Genomic DNA, 16,102 nt, shown 5'->3' on the forward strand with positions numbered 1-16,102 from the left:
GCTAAGAAGTGCGATGTGCGGGGGGACAAAAATGACAAGGGCGCAGCACGCTGCGCCCTGATGGCCGATGATCCTGCGGAGGATCAGATCGCTTCTTCGTCCTGCTCGCCGGTACGGATGCGCACCACGCGCGCCACGTCGAAGACGAAGATTTTGCCGTCGCCGATCTTGCCGGTCTGCGCCGTCTGCATGATGGTTTCCACGCAGGTGTCGACGATGTCGTCGGCAACCACAATCTCGATCTTCACCTTAGGCAGAAAGTCGACCATGTATTCGGCGCCGCGGTACAGCTCGGTGTGGCCCTTCTGGCGGCCGAAGCCTTTCACTTCGGTGACCGTCATGCCGGTGATGCCCACTTCGGCCAGCGCTTCGCGGACGTCATCCAGTTTGAACGGCTTAATAATCGCGTCGATCTTTTTCATCTTCTTTCCTTTTACCAATTTTTGCGGCCAAAACCGGATGTGATGGGGTAGCGGCGGTCTTTGCCGAAGTTACGGGCGGTGATGCGCGGCCCGACGGCGGCCTGACGCCGCTTGTATTCGTTGATGTCGACCAGGCGGATCACCTTACGCACGATCGCTTCGTCGAACCCTTCGGCCACCAGATCGGCGACCGACTTGTCGCGCTCAACGTAGCCTTCCAGGATCGCATCCAGGATATCGTACGGCGGCAGGCTGTCCTGATCGACCTGATCCGGCGCCAGCTCGGCGGACGGCGGACGATCGATCACCCGCTGCGGGATCACGTAGGAGACGGTGTTACGGTATTCGGACAGCTTGAACACCAGCGTTTTCGGCACGTCTTTCAACACGTCGAAACCGCCGGCCATATCGCCGTACAGCGTGGCGTAACCGACCGCCATTTCGCTCTTGTTGCCGGTGGTCAGCACGATGCTGCGGCGTTTGTTGGACAGCGCCATCAGCACCACCCCGCGGCAACGCGCCTGCAGGTTTTCTTCGGTGGTGTCGCGCTCGGTGCCGGCGAACATCGGCGACAGCTGGCCCATAAAGGCGTCGAACATCGGTTCGATGGAGACGATATCGAACTCTACGCCGAGGATTTCCGCCTCTTCCTTGGCGTCGGCGATGCTGATATCCGCGGTGTAGCGGAATGGCATCATCAGCGCCTGCACCTTGTCTTTGCCCAACGCATCCACGGCGATCGCCAGCGTCAGCGCCGAGTCGATGCCGCCGGACAGCCCCAGCACCGCGCCTTTAAAGCCGTTTTTGGTCACATAGTCGCGCACCGCCAGCACCAGCGCCTGATACACCTGCGCCAGCTGCGGCAGTTCGGCGGCCGGATCGGCCATCGGCACCACATCCAGCTCGTTGAATTCCAGGCGGGTCACCTGCTCGTCGAAAGCCGCCAGACGATGGGTCATGGTGCCGGCGGCGTCGAAGACCTTGGAGCAGCCGTCGAAGATCAGCTCATCCTGGCCGCCGACCTGGTTGAGGTACACCAGCGGTAGCTGGGTGCGCTGGCAGTGGCCGGCCATCAGCGTTTTGCGGATATACGGTTTTTCGCGGTTATACGGCGAGGCGTTGATCGACAGGATAATCTCCGCGCCGGCCGCCTTGGCGGCGTCGATCGGCTCAGGGAACCACAGATCTTCGCAAATCAGCAGCCCCAGACGGTAGCCTTTCAGCGCCACCACGCAGGTGTCGTTGCCGGCGTGGAAATAGCGCTTCTCATCGAACACGCCGTAGTTCGGCAGCTGCTGCTTGAAGTAGCGGGTCAGCAGGCGGCCTTCGGCGAACAGCGACAGCGCGTTATACAGCTTGTCGCCTTCGCGCCACGGGTGGCCGACCAGGATCGCCGTCTCGGCGGAAGCCTGCTGCAGGCGCAGCAGCTGCGCATCACAGCGCTCATAGAAATCATTGCGATACAGCAGGTCTTCCGGCGGGTAGCCGGACAGCGCCAGTTCGCTGAACATGACCAGATCGGCTCCCGCCTTCTGCTGCTCCTGCACGATTTGCAACATGCGTTCGGTGTTGCCTTCAATGTCGCCGACCAGCAGGTTCAGCTGGGCCAGGGCGATGGAAAGTGATCTGCTCATTTGTGTACGATCCCGCTTAATACGTTCCATGGTGCTCTACGCCGGGGCGCGCCGCGGCAAAGAGAACGGAGTGTAAATCATTCCGCCGGATTTGTTGAGAACCTGCGTGGCAGGCGCCGGCGGGAAACTGTCATTCTTTAAAATCGTTGGCGTCCAGCTCGTGGCGCGACAGCAATTTGTAAAACTCGGTGCGGTTGCGGCCCGCCATGCGCGCGGCCTGGGTCACGTTGCCCTTGGTGATCTGCAGCAGTTTGCGCAGATAGTGCAACTCAAACTGGTTGCGCGCTTCGGCGAAAGTCGGCAGCGCGGTGTTTTCCCCTTCCAGCGCCTGCTCCACCAACGCTTCGCTAATCACCGGCGCCGAAGTCAGCGCCACGCACTGCTCGATGACGTTGACCAGCTGACGCACGTTGCCCGGCCAACTGGCGGTCATCAGCCGCTTCATGGCGTCGGTCGAGAAGCTGCGCACGAACGGCTTGTGCCGCTGCGCCGCTTCGCGCAACAGGTGATTGGCCAGCAGCGGGATATCTTCGGCGCGCTCGTTGAGCGCCGGGATCTTCAGGTTCACCACGTTGAGGCGGTAGTAGAGATCCTCGCGAAACTCGTTCTTCGCCATCGCCTTTTGCAGATCGCGGTGGGTGGCGGAGATGATGCGCACGTCAATGTCCAGATCGCGATTGCTGCCGAGCGGCCGCACCTTGCGTTCCTGCAGCACGCGCAGCAGCTTCACCTGCAGCGACAGCGGCATATCGCCGATCTCGTCGAGGAACAGCGTGCCGCCCGCCGCCGCCTGGAACAGCCCTTCGCGGCTGCTGACCGCGCCGGTGAAGGCGCCCTTGGCGTGGCCGAACAGTTCGGACTCCAGCAGTTGCTCCGGCAGCGCGCCGCAGTTGATGGCGATGAACGCCTTGCTGGCGCGCGGGCTGGCCGCGTGGATCGCCTGCGCCACCACCTCTTTACCGGTGCCGCTCTGGCCGTTGATCAACACGCTGACGTCTGACTGGGCCACCATTTTCACCTGCTCCAGCAGGCGCAGCATCAACGGACTGCGGGTAACGATGTCTTCCCGCCAGGCATCGTCGCCGGCCGGGCTGGCCGACAGCGCGAGCGCCTCGTCGATGGCCTTGTACAGCGCATCGCGATCCACCGGCTTGGTGAGAAAGCTGAACACCCCCTGCTGGGTAGCGGCCACCGCATCGGGAATCGAACCGTGCGCGGTGAGAATGATCACCGGCATGCCCGGCTGATGTTTTTGGATCTCGGCGAACAGCGCCATGCCGTCCATCTCATCCATGCGCAGATCGCTGATCACCAGATCGATCTGCTCGCGCGCCAGCAGGCGCAGCGCTTCCTGGCCGCTTTCGGCGGTGGTGACGTGAAAACCTTCGCTGGTCAGGCGCATGCCCAGCAGCTTCAGCAGGCTGGGATCGTCGTCAACCAATAACAGGTTGGCCGGTTTGCGTGCGGTCATTGCGCGTGGGACTCCTTATTGGCGGGGTGCGGCGTATAGGTGTCTTCCGGTTCAACCGGCAGCGCAGTGCCCTTTTCCGGTTCGTCCTGCGGCTCAGCCCCTTTGGCGGCCGCGCCGTTTTTACCGGCGGCGTCGCCCTTTTGCGAGCCCGCGCCGTTGTCCGGTATTTCCCCTTGCAACTGCTTGCGCGATGAGAGCTGGCGCTCGATGTCGGTCAGGTTTTCCAACTTGCGCGAGGTGTCCTGCAGCTGCGATTGCAAGCGCGCCTGGCTCTGGCGCAGCGAATCGATCTGGCTGTCGCTGCTCTCCTGCAGATGCTGATAGCGCGCTTTCTCATCGAACAGCGTGATCTGCAGCATCTGCTGCTGGCGCCACAGCTGCGTCAGTGGACGCAGCGAGCCGGGGAACTCCATCCGGTAGCTGTTGATCCTGTCGATCATCTGGCGGCGTTCGCCGGAGGTCGGCTGTGCGCTCCCCAGCAGGATGCTCTGTTTGAAAACGCCGGACCAGCTGTCGCCCGGCACCGTTTTCGCCAGCGCGCGCGCCTGGGTTGAGCCGATGCGATCGGCGCAGTCCATCGCGCGCAGCCAGTAGAGCGCATTATCCAGCGCATCCTTGTCGTCCAACTGCCACAGGGTATCGCAAGCCGCGGTGCGGTAATCGATCACCTTGGTATCCGGGATCGCCTCTTGCTGCTGAGCGCTCAGGCCGCCGCTGACGGCGCGATCGACGCAGCCCGCCAGCAACAGCGGCATAAAGAAAACGGCGCCCAACCAGCTGATCGGGCGTTTGCCGAGCGGCGCTCTGTGCGTGGCACGCGGTGAACGTTCGGTCTGTGAAAGACGAAGGCGCTTAGACCATGTGTACATTATTTATTCATTCTCGGCGGTTAACGGCAGTTCAATGCGGAAGCAGACGTCTGCACCGGCGACCGTCGCCAGTTGCAGCTCACCGCGCATGCGACGGATACAGTCCTGAGCGATGCTCAACCCCAGTCCGCTTCCTTTTACCGCCCCTTTTCGCTGGTGACTACCCTGGAAAAAAGGCTCGAAAATCATGGCTCTTTCAGCCTCGGGGATCGGCGTGCCGGTATTGGCGACGTCGATTTGCACCCGTTGTCCAACCTGACGGCTGCGGATCCAAATGTTACCGGATTCCTTGCCGTAGTGCACCGCATTGGAGTAGAGATTATCCAGCACGCGCATTAATAGCGTAGGCTCTGCCCAGCAGATTTCCGCCTCCAGCGCGATTTCGGTGGAAATCATCTTCGCCCGCGCCGGCAAACTGTGCGCGGCGACCACCAAATCGACCATCTCGCGCAGCTCGACGTTCTCGTGTTCCGCCGGGCCATCGGCCAGTTTGCGGTTGTAATCCAGCAGCTGTTCAATCAGCTGCTGCAGGTGGCGACTGCTGTTGTCGAGGATCGCCACCACCTCTTTCTGATCGGAAGTCAGCGGCCCCGCCACCTCGTCGGCCAGCAGCTCGGTGCCTTCGCGCATGCTGGCCAGCGGCGTTTTCAACTCGTGCGAGATATGGCGCAAGAATTCGTGGCGCTGCGATTCCAGCCACGCCAACCGCTCGCTCAGCCAAATGATGCGCTGCGCCAGCGAACGCAGCTCGCGCGGCCCTTTGAACGATGCGGTGCTGCCCAGCGCACGCCCCTCCCCCAGGCGGTTGATCATCCGTTCCACGGCCTTGACCGGCCCGATGATCATGCGGGTAAACAGCACCACCAGCAGCACGCTGACCAGGAACAGCAGCAGCGCCTGCCAGCCGAAGAACTGGCCGCGCTCGGCGATGGCTTGCTGCAGCTGCTGGCCGCGCGAGAACACCACCGCGCGCGTGGCCTGCACCATTTCGGCGTTGGAACGGGAGAACGATTCGAGCAAGGCCGAAGCCTCTTGGTCCGGCCCGCTGTTATGGCATTTGATCGCCGCCAGCTGGGTCAGCAACTGACGCAGCGTTTGGTAGTAGCGCTCGTCCGGCAGAATCGGCGCATGGGCGTCCAGCATCTGCGAATACTGTTTGCGCTGGTTCTGGTACAGCTTCTGCAGCGTAGGATCGACCAGCACGCAGTACTGACGATAGCTGCGCTCCATCTCCAGCGCCACGCTGGTCATCGCCTCGCTGCGCCGCGCGTCCACCAGCGTGGTGCGGTTAATGTCCGCCGCCTGCGCGCTGAGGTGATCCAGGCTCTGGTAGGCTTGATAGGCCAGCACCAACAGCGGCAGCAGCACCAACAGGAAGGCCAGCAGCACCAATTGCCGCAGCGAACGGGGGAATAAACGCCATTTTTTCAACGAAATCATCTCATTCTCTCAGCTCTGTCACGATGCTAACTGACTCGCCGGAAAGAGAAAAGCCCGGCAGGGGAGAATCCTGAACGCACAAGGAAAAAGCGGCAGAATCGGCGAACCGCGCCCATGGGCCTGGCCTGCCGACGGCATGCGGCCCCGGTAACATCAACCGGTGCGAAAACGAGCGTGTGGGGATAGCGTCTGCGTTCGAGGACATAGGCAACGAAACGGGCATAAGCGCAGCGTTGAGAATTGACATCGGGGCAAGAAACTTGCCCCAACGCAAGGAAAGTGTGGATGCCCTTAAACCTCGTCCCCAGGGTGATGTAGCGCAGCGGCTGGCATCGAACAGGACGAATAGCATCCGTAAGTATCCAGGATTGATGAACCCTTCATCACAGTTGGATACAGGCGGTGCCTCACTCCACGTGTCGCCCGATGCTTGATAAAGCCGCTTGCACGGTCTGTTATCGGTTTGGTTGGACGATAGGCACCATTTCTTTGGCATCATTCGGAGGCTTATGAGGCGATTTGCCGTCTAATGACGGCGCCGTCATAAAAAGGTGAATGAGCAGCCGCCGAGAATAATGCACGTAGCGTGCCAATTTTGCAATAAAAATCATAACACAATGATTTTATTTGAAAATAAAATAAAATCAGCAAATTCCCTCGTCCATTACACGGTGATGAATGATGAAAAAAACGCCGCGCTGTCGCCAAATGCAGACAACTAAAGTCAAACCTGCTTACCACCAATAAAATCAAATAGTTAAATGTCTCCATTTAGCGACACGAAAAATAGCGCCTGTCGCAAAATGCAGACACTGCCGCCAGACGGCGAACGCCGGCCATAAAAAAGGGCGCAATTGCTTGCGCCCTCTGTACGGTGGTGGCCGCTTTTAACCCAGTTGCTTACGGGCGTTGCGGAACATGCGCATCCACGGGCTGTCCTCGCCCCACTCTTCCGGGTGCCAGGAGTTGCTGACGGTGCGGAACACGCGTTCCGGGTGCGGCATCATCACCGTGGCGCGCCCGTTGGCGCTGGTCACGGCGGTAATGCCGTTCGGCGAACCGTTCGGGTTAGCCGGGTAAGCCTCCGTGACCTGACCGGCGTTATTGACGAAACGCAGCGCCACCAGGCCATGGCTTTCCAGCGCCGCCAGATGCGCCGCATCGCGCACTTCGACGTGCCCTTCACCGTGGGAAACGGCGATCGGCATGCGCGAACCGGTCATACCTTGCATGAACAGCGACGGGCTGGCCGCCACTTCCACCAGGCTGAAGCGCGCCTCGAAGCGATCCGACAGGTTACGCACGAAGCGCGGCCAGTGTTCGGCGCCCGGGATCAGCTCGCGCAGGTTGGACATCATCTGGCAGCCGTTGCATACGCCCAGCGCCAGCGTCTGCGGACGGTGGAAGAACGCCTCGAACTCGTCACGCACCCGCTCGTTGAACAGGATAGACTTCGCCCAGCCTTCGCCGGCGCCCAGTACGTCGCCGTAAGAGAAGCCGCCGCAGGCCACCAGCGTGTGGAAGTCCTGCAGATCGCGGCGCCCTGCCAGCAGATCGCTCATGTGCACGTCCACCGCGTCAAAGCCGGCGCGGTGGAACGCCGCCGCCATTTCAACGTGGGAGTTCACCCCCTGCTCGCGCAGCACCGCCACTTTCGGGCGAGCGCCCTTGGCGATGTACGGCGCGGCGATGTCTTCCTGCGGCGCAAAGGTCAGTTTCACGTTCAGGCCGGGATCTTGTTCATCCTGCTTGGCCTGATGTTCCTGATCGGCGCACGCCGGGTTGTCGCGCAGACGCTGCATCTGCCAGGTGGTTTCCGCCCACCAGGTGCGCAGCGTATTGCGGCTTTCGCTGTACAGCGCCTTGCCATGTTGGTTGATGACGAAACGATCGCCGGCCTGCGCGCTGCCGATGTGATGCACGTTGTCGGTCAGCCCGTGCTGCGCGAACGCCCGCTTCACGTCGTCAAGACGTTCGGCGCTCACCTGGATCACTGCGCCCAACTCTTCGTTGAACAGCACCGCCAGCGCATCGTCACCGAGGCCATCGAGGTTAACCTCTACGCCGCAGTGACCGGCGAAGGCCATTTCCGCCAGCGTCACCAGCAGGCCGCCGTCGGCGCGATCGTGGTAAGCCAGCAGCGCGCGATCGGCCACCAACTGCTGCATGGCGTTGAAGAAGCCCGCCAGCTGCGCGACGTTGCGCACGTCGGCCGGTTTGTCGCCCAGTTGGCGATAAACCTGCGCCAGCGCGGTGGCGCCCAGCGCGTTATGCCCGTTGCCCAGGTCGATCAACAGCAGCGCGCTGTCGCCCTTATCGGTGCGCAATTGCGGCGTCACGGTATGGCGCACGTCTTCCACACGGGCGAAGGCGGTGATGACCAGCGACAGCGGCGAGGTCATTTCACGCTGTTCATTGCCTTCCTGCCAGCGGGTTTTCATCGACATGGAGTCTTTACCCACCGGAATGGTGATGCCCAGCGCCGGGCACAGTTCTTCACCCACCGCTTTTACCGCCTCGTACAGGCCGGCGTCTTCACCCGGGTGGCCGGCGGCGGCCATCCAGTTGGCGGACAGCTTCACGCGCTTCAGGCTGCCGATTTCCGTAGCGGCCAGGTTGGTCAGCGCTTCCCCGACCGCCAGGCGGCCGGAAGCGGCGAAGTCCAGCAGCGCCACTGGCGCGCGTTCGCCGAGCGACATCGCCTCGCCGTAATAACTGTCCAGGCTGGCGGTGGTGACCGCGCAGTCGGCCACCGGGATCTGCCACGGGCCGACCATTTGGTCGCGCGCCACCATGCCGGTGACGGTGCGGTCGCCGATGGTGATCAGGAAGGTTTTCTCCGCGACGGCCGGCAGATGCAGCACGCGCTTCACCGCGTCGGCCAGCGTGATGTTCTCACGCTGCACCGCCTGGCCCTGCGCCTGCAGACGGGTCACGTCGCGGGTCATCTTCGGCGTCTTGCCGAGCAGCACGTCCAGCGGCATGTCGATCGGTTGGTTGTCGAAGTGGCGGTCGTTCAGCGTCAGGTGCTGTTCTTCGGTCGCTTCGCCGATCACCGCGTAAGGCGCGCGCTCGCGGCGGCAGATCTCATCGAACTGCGCCATCTGCGCCGGGGCGATCGCCATCACGTAACGTTCCTGCGATTCGTTGCACCACACTTCCAGCGGGCTCATGCCCGGCTCGTCGTTGAGGATATCGCGCAGCTCGAAGCGGCCGCCGCGGCCGCCGTCGCTCACCAGCTCCGGCATGGCGTTGGACAGGCCGCCGGCGCCGACGTCATGGATAAACAGGATCGGGTTCTGGTCGCCCAGTTGCCAGCAGCGGTCGATCACTTCCTGACAGCGGCGTTCCATTTCCGGGTTGTCGCGCTGCACCGACGCGAAATCCAGATCGGCATCGGACTGGCCTGACGCCATCGATGATGCCGCGCCGCCGCCCAGGCCGATATTCATCGCCGGGCCGCCCAGCACCACCAGCTTGGCGCCGACGGTGATTTCCCCTTTCTGGACGTGATCGGCGCGGATGTTGCCGATGCCGCCCGCCAGCATGATCGGTTTGTGGTAGCCGCGCAGCTCGACGCCGTTATGGCTGTTGACGCGCTCTTCATAGGTGCGGAAGTAGCCCAGCAGCGCCGGACGGCCGAATTCGTTGTTGAACGCCGCGCCGCCCAGCGGGCCTTCGGTCATGATATCCAGCGCGGTGACGATGCGTTCCGGTTTGCCGAAGTCCTGCTCCCACGGCTGTTCAAAGCCGGGAATGCGCAGGTTGGACACCGAGAAACCCACCAGGCCGGCCTTCGGCTTGGCGCCGCGGCCGGTGGCGCCCTCGTCGCGGATCTCGCCGCCGGAGCCGGTCGCGGCACCCGGCCACGGCGAGATCGCCGTCGGGTGGTTGTGAGTTTCCACCTTCATCAGGATGTGCGCGTCTTCCTGATGGTAATCGTACGTGCCGTTGTCCGGCGCGGCGAAGAAGCGGCCGACCTGCGAACCTTCCATCACGGCGGCGTTATCTTTATACGCCGACAGCACGTAGTCCGGCGTCTGCTCATAGGTGTTCTTGATCATTTTGAACAGCGATTTAGGCTGCTGTTCGCCGTCGATGATCCAGTCGGCGTTGAAAATCTTGTGGCGGCAATGCTCGGAGTTGGCCTGCGCGAACATATAGAGTTCGATATCCGTCGGGTTGCGCCCCAAACCGGTAAAGGCATTCAGCAGGTAGTCGATCTCGTCCTGCGCCAGCGCCAGGCCGAGCCGGACGTTGGCCTGCTCCAGCGCGGTGCGCCCTGCGCCCAGCACGTCGACCGACTGATACGGCGCCGGCTGATGGTGCGCGAACAGCTGTTCGGCCTGTTGCAGCTCGCTGAAGACGGTTTCCATCATGCGATCGTGCAACAGCGCGGCGAGTTGGCGCCACTGGGTTTCCGTCAGCTCGGGCGCCTTGACGTAGAACGCCAGGCCGCGCTCCAACCGCAGCACCTGCTGCAAACCGCAGTTGTGGGCGATGTCGGTGGCTTTGGAAGACCAGGGAGAAATGGTGCCCGGGCGCGGCGTAACCAGCAGCAGCCGGCCTTCGGGAGCGTGTTCGGCGAGAGAAGGACCGTACTTGAGCAGACGCTGAAGCTTGGCGTGTTCTTCGGCACTTAGCGGTGCGCTGACATCGGCAAAGTGGACGTACTCGGCGTAGATATCACTGACGGGCAGGTGAGCGTCCTGGCAGCGGGACAGCAGTTTGGTAATGCGAAAAGCCGATAAAGCGGGCGAACCACGCAGAATTTCCATAATCAAAGTTCTCTCGTCTTCGAAGCGACGGATAAGACGCTTCATTGGGCGCAACAGGGGAAAACGCGCGTCATTATAGAGAATCCTCGCCGCCGACGAAACCGTTTGCGTAGGGATTATTGATAAAAGCATGCCGCACCGTCGAATTGTCATAACGTGTCAAAAAGTTGCACACTGGCGTTTTGTTGCGCAAAATGCCCCCCGCACTGGTGATTTAACCATGAGAAAAGTCGCGGTTGTCGTCGCCGGCGTACCTGTACCACCACTGGATAACTATTTGAAACGTCTTAAAATAAACTACATCCTCATCGGCGTTGTCACCCTGCTTCTGGCTCTCGCGCTGTGGCCCAATATCACCTGGCGCAGCGGCCAGGGCGGGCAACTCCAGGAGATCATTTCCCGCGGCGAGTTGCGTATCAGCACGCTGAACTCCCCGCTGACCTATTTCAACACCAAGCAAGGGCCAGGTGGGCTCGACTACGAACTGGCCAAGCGCTTCGCCAACTACCTCGGGGTGAAGCTGGTGGTGATCCCCCATCAGAACATCAATGACCTGTTCGACGATCTGGACGACGACGACGCAGACCTGCTGGCGGCGGGCCTTATCTACAACCAGGAACGCCTCAGCCGCGCACGCACTGGCCCGGCCTACTACTCTGTTTCCCAACAGCTGGTGTACCGGCTGGGGACCCCGCGGCCGAAAAGCTTCGCCGACATCAAAGGCAAGCTGGCGGTCGCCTCCGGTTCAGCGCACGTCAGCACGCTAAAACAGCTCAAGCAGGATAAATACCCGGATCTCGCCTGGGAGTCCTCCAGCGATCTCACCTCCAAAGAGCTGCTGGAGCGGGTTGCCGACGGCAAGCTGGACTACACCCTCGGCGATTCGGTGACCATCGCGCTGCTGCAGCGCATCCATCCGCAGCTGGCGGTGGCGTTCGACGTCACTGACGAAGAGCCGGTCACCTGGTATCTCAAACGTGACGGCGACGACAGCCTGTACGCGGCGATGCTGGATTTCTACAGTCAAATGGTGGACGACGGCACCCTGGCGCGGCTGGAAGAGAAGTACCTCGGCCACGTCGGCAGCTTCGACTATGTGGACACCAAAACCTTCCTGTCGGCCATCGACTCGGTGCTGCCCAACTTCCGCCCGCTGTTCGAGAAGCACGCCAACGAGATCGACTGGAAGCTGCTGGCGGCCATCGCCTATCAGGAATCGCACTGGAATCCGCAGGCCACCTCCCCCACCGGCGTGCGTGGCCTGATGATGCTGACCCGCGCCACCGCCGACGGCCTGGGGGTCAACGACCGCCTCGATCCGGAAGAGAGCATTCAGGGCGGCGCGCTCTACCTGCAGCGGCTGATGGCCAAGGTGCCGGACAGCGTGCCGGAAGACGAACGCATCTGGTTCTCGCTGGCGGCCTACAACATGGGCTGGGGCCACATGCTGGACGCGCGCAAGCTGACCAAGACGCAAAAAGGCAACCCGGACAGCTGGGTCGACGTCAAACAGCGCCTGCCGATGCTCAGCCAAAAGCGCTACTACCCGCAGTTGACCTACGGCTATGCGCGCGGGCGTGAAGCCTACAACTATGTAGAAAATATCCGCCGCTACCAGGTCAGCCTGGTGGGCTATCTGCAGGAAAAAGAGAGAAAGGCGGCGCAAGCGGCCGCCGAGCAGGAAGCGTTGGGAAAAGGCTATCCGACGGTGATGCCGGAACTGGCGCTCAACTACTGATTATTCCGGCTTATCCGCCGCCCGCTGCGCCAGCCTGAGCGCTTTTTTCTGTTCGCGGCGCAGACGGAAGAAATTGCTCAGGGTGGCGGCGCATTCGTCCGCCAGCACGCCCGAGACGATCTCCACCTGATGATTCATGCCCGGATGGCGCAAAATATCCACCAGCGAACCGGCCGCGCCGGTTTTCTCGTCGGCGGCGCCATACACCAACCGGCGGATACGGCTGTGCACCATCGCGCCGGCGCACATCACGCAGGGCTCCAGCGTGACGTACAGCGTGGCGTTCAACAAGCGGTAGTTTTGCAGCACCGCGCCGCCCTGGCGCAGCGCCATGATCTCGGCGTGCGCGGTAGGATCGTGTCGGCCGATCGGGCGATTCCAGCCCTCGCCGATGACCTGATTGTCCAGCACCAGCAGCGCACCCACCGGCACCTCGCCCTCTTCCTGCGCGCGCAGGGCCAGCTGCAATGCCTGACGCATCCAGTACTCATCGTTATATTCAGTCATCGCATAATTCCTCGTGCGCTTTTGCGGCGGGCATTATACACACTAGCCTCCCTTTGTCGTAGCCGCCCGCCAATGGCTATACTGGCCGAATCAGCATGTGATTCAGGGACAAGAAACATGAAACTCAGTAAAAAGAACGCCGTCGTGGTGCGCAAGGCGCTGGACGGCTGGGTTGGGGAAGGCGCCATGACGCCCGAACAACGGCAGCAGTTGCTGCTGCATGTGGACGTACAACCTTTCGATTGGCGGCGGCTGGCGCGCTATGCATTTCTCGCCGCGCTGGCCTCGCTGCTGATCGCCGTCACCAGCCTGTTCGCCGACAGCGCACTGCTTGCATGGCTGAGCGAACTGTTCCGCTTCGACGCGCCGGTACGCATGGCGATCGCCGGGGTGTTGGCAGCGCTGGCCTACGTCTGGGCGCTGCGCCGCCGCCAACGGCACCCGGAAAAACGCTACAGCAACGAGGCGGCATTGTTTGTCGCCGTGTTGCTTACCGCCTGCGCCTTATGGCAGTTGGGGGTCTGGCTGGATAACGGCAGCGGCCGGATTTCCGTACTGCTGCTGGTCGCCGCGCTGCTGTACGGCGCGATCGGCTGGTTCAGCCGCTCCGGGCTGGTGTGGTGGTTCGCCCTGCTATCGCTCGGCAATGCCTTCGGCGCCGAGACCGGCTACCTGTCCGGCTGGGGCGCCTACTGGCTCGGCATGAGCTACCCGATCCGCTTTATCGCCTTCGGCGCGGTGCTGATCGCCTCCGCATTGCTGCTGCGGCCGCTATTGGCGCAACGCGGCCTGCAGCGGGTGTCGCTGGCGATGGGCCTGCTGTACCTGTTCATCGCGCTGTGGCTGCTGTCCATCTTCGGCAACTACGGCGATCTCGACAGCTGGTACCGCGCGCGCCAGATTGAGCTGTTCCACTGGAGCCTGCTGTTCGGGCTGGCCGCCCTCGCCGCCATCTGGCTGGGGTTGAAGCATGACGACGCCATGCTGCGCGGTTTCGGACTGACCTTCCTCGGCATCAACCTGTATACCCGCCTGTTCGAGTTTTTCTGGGACAGCATGCCGAAGGCGATTTTCTTCGCGCTGCTCGGCCTGAGCCTGTGGGCGTTGGGGCATTATGCGGAGAAGATTTGGCAGCTCGGGCGCAAACCGCACGACGTAACCGACGACTGATCGCGGCAGCGATAACAGCAAAGGGCGGAATTCTCCGCCCTTTGTTTATTCCAGCTGCTGCAGCTCGCCCTGCTTGCTTACCCGCCAGCGGTGTTCGCAAAAAAACAGCAGCGGATTGTCCTGCTTGCTGTCGCTGTAACCGCTGTAAAGCTTCAGCGGCGCGCCGAGCCGCTGTTCCAGCTGCACCACTTTCTGCGCCCCCAGGCAGCGCAAGGTCAAGACCCAACCGCCGCAGCGTCGCGTGATGCGGCTGCCGATCAACCGCACCCGCGGCAGAAACGCCGAATCCCGATACACCTGCTCCACCAGTTGCTCCGGCGAGCCGGTAATCAGCCACACCTCGGCATCGTGTTCATCCAAATACTGCCGCAGCCGCATTTGCACCACCGGAAACGCGGTCACCTTCTGGCGGAAAGCCTCGATAAACTGCCGCTCCAGCGCCTTCAGCGTCGCTTCGGAGCGCCCGAAAGTGATCGCCCACAGCAGCAGGCTCATCGGCCAACGCGCGGCGCGCCCCAGCAGCAGCAGCGCCAACCCGATCGGCGGCAGCAGCGGTATCACCAGCAACAGGTTCAGCGGTAAGCGGCGCAGCAGAAAGCGCAAGAAACTGCCGAACATATCCTCCTGATGCAGGGTGCCGTCCAGATCAAAGAAGACCACGCGGCGCCCCTCTGCGGCCGGTTGTTGCTGCTTGTCGCTCAAACGCTACTCCTCGGGATCGTTGAACCCCATCATCCAGGTGAAGAGAAAACCGGCGATAATCGTAATCAGCATCCCCGCCAGATACAACATCACCTTACCTGAGACGATGGTCAACGCCAAAGGCAGCCCCGAAATGCCGAAGGTAATCACCGTCGCCACTTTCCAGTAGCTGATTAGCGCGCCGCCTACCGCGCCGCCGAGGCAGGCGCCGATAAACGGCCGGCCCAGCGGCAGCGTCACCCCGAAGATCAGCGGCTCGCCGATGCCGAGAATGCCGACCGGCAACGCCCCTTTGATCACCTTCTTCAGTCGCGCGTTGCGGGTTTTCAACAGCACCGCCAGCGCCGCCCCCACCTGACCGACGCCGGCCATCGCCAGGATCGGCAGCAGCGGGTTGGAACCGTGCGCCTGCACCAGCTCGACGTGGATCGGCACCAGCCCCTGATGCAGGCCGGAGAGCACCAGCGGCAGGAACAGCCCCGAGAGCAACGCCCCCACCAGCAGCCCGCCCTTGTCGATCGCCAGATTGGCGCCGTGGGCGATGGCATCGGAAATATAACCCCCGATCGGCTGCAGGATCAGGATCGCCAATGAGGCGGTGACCAGCGTGGTCAGCAGCGGGTTAAGGATCAGCTCGACCGACTCCGGCAACAGCGTGCGCAGGCGTTTCTCCACCCAGCACATCAACGCCACCACCAGCAGCACGGCGATCACCCCGCCGCGCCCCGGCTGCAGCGCCTCCCCGAACAACGTGATCTGCGCCAGCGCCGGGCTGGAGAGAATGCCGGCCATCACGCCGCCCATCGCCTGCGAGCCGCCGAATACCCGCGCGGCGTTGACCCCGACCAGAATGTTCATGATGGCGAACACCGCGCTGCCGAAGATCGCCAGCAGCCCCAGCGCGTTCGGGTAGTCCACGGCCAGCTGACCGGCGATGTCGGGCCGTTTCAGCAGGTTGATGATGCCGGTGATCAGGCCCGAGGCGATAAACGCCGGGATCAGCGGAATAAAGACATCGGCCAGCTTTTTCAGCGCGCCGCTCATCGGCGCAGCATATTTTTGCTTGGCCTGCGCCTTGGTGCGGGCGGCGTCACCGACGGCGGGCTGCGCGCTGCCGCTCAACAGCCCGCGCATGGCGTCCACCACCTTGGCGGCGGCGCCCGGGCCGACGATAAACTGATGCTGCTCACCCTGTTTGATATAGCCTTTCACGCCGGGCAGCTGCTTGAGGGCGGCCAGGTCCAGACGCTGCTCGTCGCTGACCTCAACGCGCACCCGCGTCATGCAGTTCTCCAGTTTGAGGATATTGCCCTCGCCCCCCACGCCCGCCAGGATCTGTGTCGCCAATGCCGTTGTCTTGTCCATCGCCGC

General features: G+C 62.4%; 11 protein-coding genes. 2 read left to right on the plus strand and 9 right to left on the minus strand.

Annotated features, from left to right (window positions below; all coding sequences use genetic code 11):
* Positions 1-83 precede the first annotated feature (83 nt).
* From glnB to purL, 6 genes are all read right to left on the minus strand, one after another.
* Positions 84-422 (minus strand): nitrogen regulatory protein P-II, encoded by a 339-nt coding sequence (glnB, locus tag ACP39K_RS20855; protein WP_004847623.1) that lies wholly within the window; start codon positions 420-422, stop codon positions 84-86.
* An 11-nt stretch (positions 423-433) separates the two neighbouring features.
* The gene (locus tag ACP39K_RS20860; RefSeq protein WP_016929779.1) at positions 434-2,056 is read right to left on the minus strand and encodes an NAD+ synthase; all 1,623 of its coding nucleotides are present in this window, start codon (positions 2,054-2,056) and stop codon (positions 434-436) included.
* Positions 2,057-2,186: 130 nt separating this feature from the next.
* Complete coding sequence (glrR, locus tag ACP39K_RS20865) at positions 2,187-3,527, minus strand: two-component system response regulator GlrR (protein ID WP_004941361.1); 1,341 nt, start codon at positions 3,525-3,527, stop codon at positions 2,187-2,189.
* Positions 3,524-4,396 (minus strand): two-component system QseEF-associated lipoprotein QseG, encoded by an 873-nt coding sequence (gene qseG / locus ACP39K_RS20870; RefSeq protein WP_050072195.1) that lies wholly within the window; start codon positions 4,394-4,396, stop codon positions 3,524-3,526. The genes glrR and qseG overlap by 4 nt, the downstream gene beginning before the upstream one ends.
* Positions 4,397-4,399: 3 nt before the next feature.
* Entirely contained in the window at positions 4,400-5,836 is a 1,437-nt protein-coding gene (locus ACP39K_RS20875) for a sensor histidine kinase (RefSeq protein WP_004941357.1), read from the minus strand.
* Positions 5,837-6,723: 887 nt separating this feature from the next.
* Positions 6,724-10,614, minus strand: coding sequence for a phosphoribosylformylglycinamidine synthase (gene purL, locus ACP39K_RS20880; RefSeq protein WP_033641370.1), 3,891 nt, complete (start codon positions 10,612-10,614; stop codon positions 6,724-6,726).
* 277 nt (positions 10,615-10,891) lie between these two features.
* On the opposite strand from purL, the gene mltF reads away from it, so the two are divergent.
* Complete coding sequence (mltF, locus tag ACP39K_RS20885; RefSeq protein WP_004941352.1) at positions 10,892-12,352, plus strand: membrane-bound lytic murein transglycosylase MltF; 1,461 nt, start codon at positions 10,892-10,894, stop codon at positions 12,350-12,352.
* Here mltF and tadA read toward each other — a convergent pair whose 3' ends face one another.
* The gene (gene tadA, locus ACP39K_RS20890) at positions 12,353-12,859 is read right to left on the minus strand and encodes a tRNA adenosine(34) deaminase TadA (RefSeq protein WP_015378796.1); all 507 of its coding nucleotides are present in this window, start codon (positions 12,857-12,859) and stop codon (positions 12,353-12,355) included. It abuts the gene before it with no gap.
* A 117-nt stretch (positions 12,860-12,976) separates the two neighbouring features.
* Here tadA and ACP39K_RS20895 point away from each other — a divergent pair, with 117 nt between their 5' ends.
* A complete protein-coding gene (locus ACP39K_RS20895) occupies positions 12,977-14,029 on the plus strand; it encodes a DUF2157 domain-containing protein (protein ID WP_497008811.1) in 1,053 nt (350 codons plus the stop codon).
* Positions 14,030-14,074: 45 nt separating this feature from the next.
* Here the strand turns inward: ACP39K_RS20895 and yfhb are convergent, their stop codons facing one another.
* Together yfhb and ACP39K_RS20905 are read right to left on the minus strand one after the other, a co-directional pair.
* Positions 14,075-14,731, minus strand: coding sequence for a phosphatidylglycerophosphatase C (gene yfhb, locus ACP39K_RS20900; protein WP_004929188.1), 657 nt, complete (start codon positions 14,729-14,731; stop codon positions 14,075-14,077).
* A 3-nt stretch (positions 14,732-14,734) separates the two neighbouring features.
* Entirely contained in the window at positions 14,735-16,096 is a 1,362-nt protein-coding gene (locus ACP39K_RS20905; protein WP_060445250.1) for a PTS transporter subunit EIIC, read from the minus strand.
* Positions 16,097-16,102 lie beyond the last annotated feature (6 nt).

This window comes from Serratia sp. EC4, from assembly GCF_059652115.1.

What these genes read in the sequence shown, in the direction of transcription:
- ACP39K_RS20860 (WP_016929779.1), bottom strand. Translation starts at nt 2,056, where the DNA reads ATGAGCAGATCACTTTCCATCGCCCTGGCCCAGCTGAACCTGCTGGTC.
- purL (WP_033641370.1), bottom strand. Translation starts at nt 10,614, where the DNA reads ATGGAAATTCTGCGTGGTTCGCCCGCTTTATCGGCTTTTCGCATTACC.
- glnB (WP_004847623.1), bottom strand. Translation starts at nt 422, where the DNA reads ATGAAAAAGATCGACGCGATTATTAAGCCGTTCAAACTGGATGACGTC.
- glrR (WP_004941361.1), bottom strand. Translation starts at nt 3,527, where the DNA reads ATGACCGCACGCAAACCGGCCAACCTGTTATTGGTTGACGACGATCCC.
- ACP39K_RS20895 (WP_497008811.1), top strand. Translation starts at nt 12,977, where the DNA reads ATGAAACTCAGTAAAAAGAACGCCGTCGTGGTGCGCAAGGCGCTGGAC.
- ACP39K_RS20875 (WP_004941357.1), bottom strand. Translation starts at nt 5,836, where the DNA reads ATGATTTCGTTGAAAAAATGGCGTTTATTCCCCCGTTCGCTGCGGCAA.
- tadA (WP_015378796.1), bottom strand. Translation starts at nt 12,859, where the DNA reads ATGACTGAATATAACGATGAGTACTGGATGCGTCAGGCATTGCAGCTG.
- ACP39K_RS20905 (WP_060445250.1), bottom strand. Translation starts at nt 16,096, where the DNA reads ATGGACAAGACAACGGCATTGGCGACACAGATCCTGGCGGGCGTGGGG.
- qseG (WP_050072195.1), bottom strand. Translation starts at nt 4,396, where the DNA reads ATGTACACATGGTCTAAGCGCCTTCGTCTTTCACAGACCGAACGTTCA.